This window comes from Synechococcus sp. R5-15, from assembly GCF_047462035.1.
GTDB lineage: Bacteria > Cyanobacteriota > Cyanobacteriia > Thermostichales > Thermostichaceae > Thermostichus.
Genome location: NZ_JANSIK010000061.1, coordinates 1 through 3,163 on the forward strand (window position 1 = coordinate 1; position 3,163 = coordinate 3,163).

At 58.8% G+C, this 3,163-nt stretch carries 3 protein-coding genes; 1 reads left to right on the top strand and 2 read right to left on the bottom strand.

Translation table 11 applies throughout. From position 1 onward, the window contains the following. Positions 1–64: 64 nt before the first annotated feature. Positions 65–1,528 (bottom strand): cryptochrome/photolyase family protein, encoded by a 1,464-nt coding sequence (locus tag NW839_RS06075; RefSeq protein ID WP_414351810.1) that lies wholly within the window; start codon positions 1,526–1,528, stop codon positions 65–67. A 122-nt stretch (positions 1,529–1,650) separates the two neighbouring features. Then, a complete protein-coding gene (locus NW839_RS06080; RefSeq protein ID WP_238376842.1) occupies positions 1,651–1,866 on the bottom strand; it encodes a hypothetical protein in 216 nt (71 codons plus the stop codon). Positions 1,867–2,057: 191 nt separating this feature from the next. Here NW839_RS06080 and rbfA point away from each other — a divergent pair, with 191 nt between their 5' ends. Next, positions 2,058–2,492, top strand: coding sequence for a 30S ribosome-binding factor RbfA (gene rbfA, locus NW839_RS06085; protein ID WP_414328963.1), 435 nt, complete (start codon positions 2,058–2,060; stop codon positions 2,490–2,492). Positions 2,493–3,163 lie beyond the last annotated feature (671 nt).

Genomic DNA, 3,163 nt, shown 5'->3' on the forward strand with positions numbered 1-3,163 from the left:
ACTTCTTGAGTTTTCTCTATCTCGTCAGTGCTCTCTTTTGGCTCAAATGAAAGATCAACACAACCTAGGAAGGAGGGGGGAGACCGTCTCGAACAGACCTAGAGTAGGCCTGCTGCACCGCCTGGTAGCGCCGTTTGAACGCCTGCTGCTGCACCTTGTGATCCACAATGGGATCCGGATAGCCACAACTTCGCCGTTCCCGCAAAGCCCAGGATCCCTTGGGGTCATCTCCCACCCACAGCAGAGCCGGCGTATCCAGCCGTGCCAGCTCCGGCAGATAGCGACGGATGTACTCTCCTTCCGGGTCATAGCGGGCTGCTTGCGTGGCCGGGTTGAAGATGCGCAGGGGCTTGGGATCCGTGCCCACACTGGCGCTCCACTGCCAACCGCCGTTATTGGCCGCCAGATCCCCATCCACCAGCTTTTGCATAAAGTAGCGTTCCCCCCAGCGCCAATCGATAAGCAGATCCTTGGTCAGGAAGCTGGCCACAATCATGCGGCAGCGGTTGTGCATCCAGCCAGTTTCGTTCAGTTGGCGCATGGCCGCATCCACGATGGGGTAGCCCGTCTGACCGGTGCACCAGGCCTGAAACCAGTCCTGCTGATTGTCCCACTCCAGGGCGTCGAAGGCTCGTCGATAGGCTCCGGTTTCCACGTGGGGCCAGTGGGCCAAGACATGCTTGTAAAACTCTCGCCAGCACAGCTCCTGCCGCCAAGTTTGCAAGCTGCTTTCGGCCTCTTGGCTGCGCACCTCGGCTTCCACCTCCCGCGTGGCTTGCCACACCTGGCGAATGCCGATCGTTCCCCAGCACAAGTGGGGGCTCAGTAGAGAAGTGCCCGGCTCAGCCGGGAAGTTGCGGGCTCGCTCGTAGTCCAAAATGCGCAAACCCTGACAAAAGTCTTCCAAAAGGGCTTGAGCCGCTGCTTCCCCCGCTGCTGGGATCCGCTGGTCGCAGACAAAGCCCAAATCTGCCAAAGTCGGTAGAGGCTGCGCTTTTAGTCCCGATACCGGCTGCAGACCCTCGGGGGTTGGGTAGGGATCCCGCTTGGGCAAGCTCGCCCACCTGCGCCAGAAGGGAGTGAAGACCGAATAGGGCTCCCCCGCCTGGGTCAACACTTCCCCCGGCCCGTGCAGCAGCATATCTTGGTAGGAGAAGGACTGGATCCCGGCTGCGGCCAAACTGGCCTGCACTCGACTCTCTTGCTGTAGGGCGAACGGCTCCCCATCGGCATTCCAAAACACGGCCCTGGCTCCCAGGTCTGTGGCCAAGCACCGCAACTCCACCGAGGGATCCCCCAGCCGCCAGATCAGTGGGATCCCCATCTGGGCGTAGCGCTCTTGGAGCTCTTGCAGAGCCTGAAGCAAAAAGGCCACCCTAGCTGGGGCCATGTCCGACCGTCTCAGCATCTGCGGGTCGAAAATGAAGATAGGCACCACCTGAGAGCTGCGCTGGGCTGCCTCATGAAGAGCTGTGTTGTCGCCTAACCGCAGATCGCGACGATGCCAAAGCAAAACGGGGGAAGTCATAGGCTGCCAAGCAATGGGATCCCATCTTGGCCGGTTGCCACCGCCCCTTTCAACTCACTCCCCCCAAGGCTGGGAGCCGGGGCGGCCAGAAGCTACATTCTAAAGAACCTTGAAGAACCCTATCAAAGCTCTAGACTGTCGAACACCCGACTGGGACAATAGCGGCAGCGCTCCTCTGGCTTTTGCTGGCCATCGCTGTATCCCATCGCGTAAGCTGTATCCCCCAACATCACCACCAGCTGAGTCAGCTTCAGGGAAAGCAACGGGTCAAGCGGCTCCGTCACATTCAGCATAAACTGCTCAATGGAGCGCCGCAGCGCCTCTGGCGTCTTGATCATCACGTCTCCATCCATCCATCGATGGCTTTAGGTATTCATACTCAAGGCAAGATGGACATGGACTCAGGATAAAGGTGGAAGGAAGAGATGCTCGTAGCATTGGCTACTGTTCTTGGGATCGAGCCGGCAAGGGCTGAGCTCCACACCAGCCAGAGCAGGCTTGCGGATGATGTTAGCCTAGGTATCCAAAAATGGCGACAGCGCGACGGGTGGCACGGGTAGCAGAGCTGATCAAACGAGAGGTCAGCCAAATCCTGCTCTCGGAGATCAAAGATGACCGGGTTGGGGCAGGGATGGTCAGCATTGTGGATGTCGAGGTTTCCAATGACCTGCAAAACGCCCGCATCTTCGTCAGCATTTATGGGGATGAGACAGCTCAACACCGAGCTATGGAAGGGCTAGCAGCGGCCACACCCTTTGTGCGGCGGGAAATCGGCCAGCGCCTCAGCCTGCGACGGGTGCCAACAGTGGTGTTTTTGCAGGATCGCTCTTTGGAGCGGGGATCCCGCGTTTTGGCCCTGCTCAACCAACTGAGACAGACCTCTGAGGCCCAGGAACCGGAGGGATCCCAAGCTGGGGTTGAGGACACCGCCGAGGGCGAAGAAAACGAATCGAGCGGCGAATAGTTGCACCATTTCGAGGGATCCGCGCTGGAGCTCAGCCTGCTTTGCACGAGAGAGCAAAGGATCTGCCTTGATGGCCACTAGATAGAGGGGCCTTTGCTTTGCAGCAATGCGGACAACATCCAAGAAAAGTTTTTGACGTCCGCGTAAGCGGGCCGGAGGCCCTGAAGTTTTTGGATTTGTTAGGCTTAAGGGAGCTATACAGCCCTTCCCCCGATCGTCTATCCGTACAGGACTCCATGTCTGCGGCACACTTGCGCAAACCAGAGCGCTCTGCTCCAAAGGGCAGCGGCGTTGTTGTGGTCAACCTGCGAAAGGGCTGTAAGGTTGCTGTCCATGCCTTTCCTGCCTTTTCATGGATGTTCAAAGCCCACTGCAACCGGATCCCTCTCTAGGGGGTGCTACTCCACTCCAAGCTCTGCAGGCCCTAAACCAGAGTGTTGCCGAAGCTTTGGTTTCCTGCTTGAAAGGGCAACCCCAACAGGCCACTCAGCACCTTTTGCTGGCTCTGCCGCAGCTCATGGCGGCTCTGGGGGCCTTGAGGCAAAAATCTTCCCTTCGCGTGAGCGGGCCGGAGGCCTTGGCCGAGCCTGCAGGTTGCCCTTCAGCTAGAAATCGCAGGAGCCCCGCACTGTACCCGTAGGGTCAGTGCCGGGAGGAATGCGAGGTTACAA

Bases quoted from the DNA above. Each gene is read 5' to 3' on its own strand.
- NW839_RS06075 (WP_414351810.1), bottom strand. From the start codon at position 1,528: ATGACTTCCCCCGTTTTGCTTTGGCATCGTCGCGATCTGCGGTTAGGC.
- NW839_RS06080 (WP_238376842.1), bottom strand. From the start codon at position 1,866: ATGATCAAGACGCCAGAGGCGCTGCGGCGCTCCATTGAGCAGTTTATG.
- rbfA (WP_414328963.1), top strand. From the start codon at position 2,058: ATGGCGACAGCGCGACGGGTGGCACGGGTAGCAGAGCTGATCAAACGA.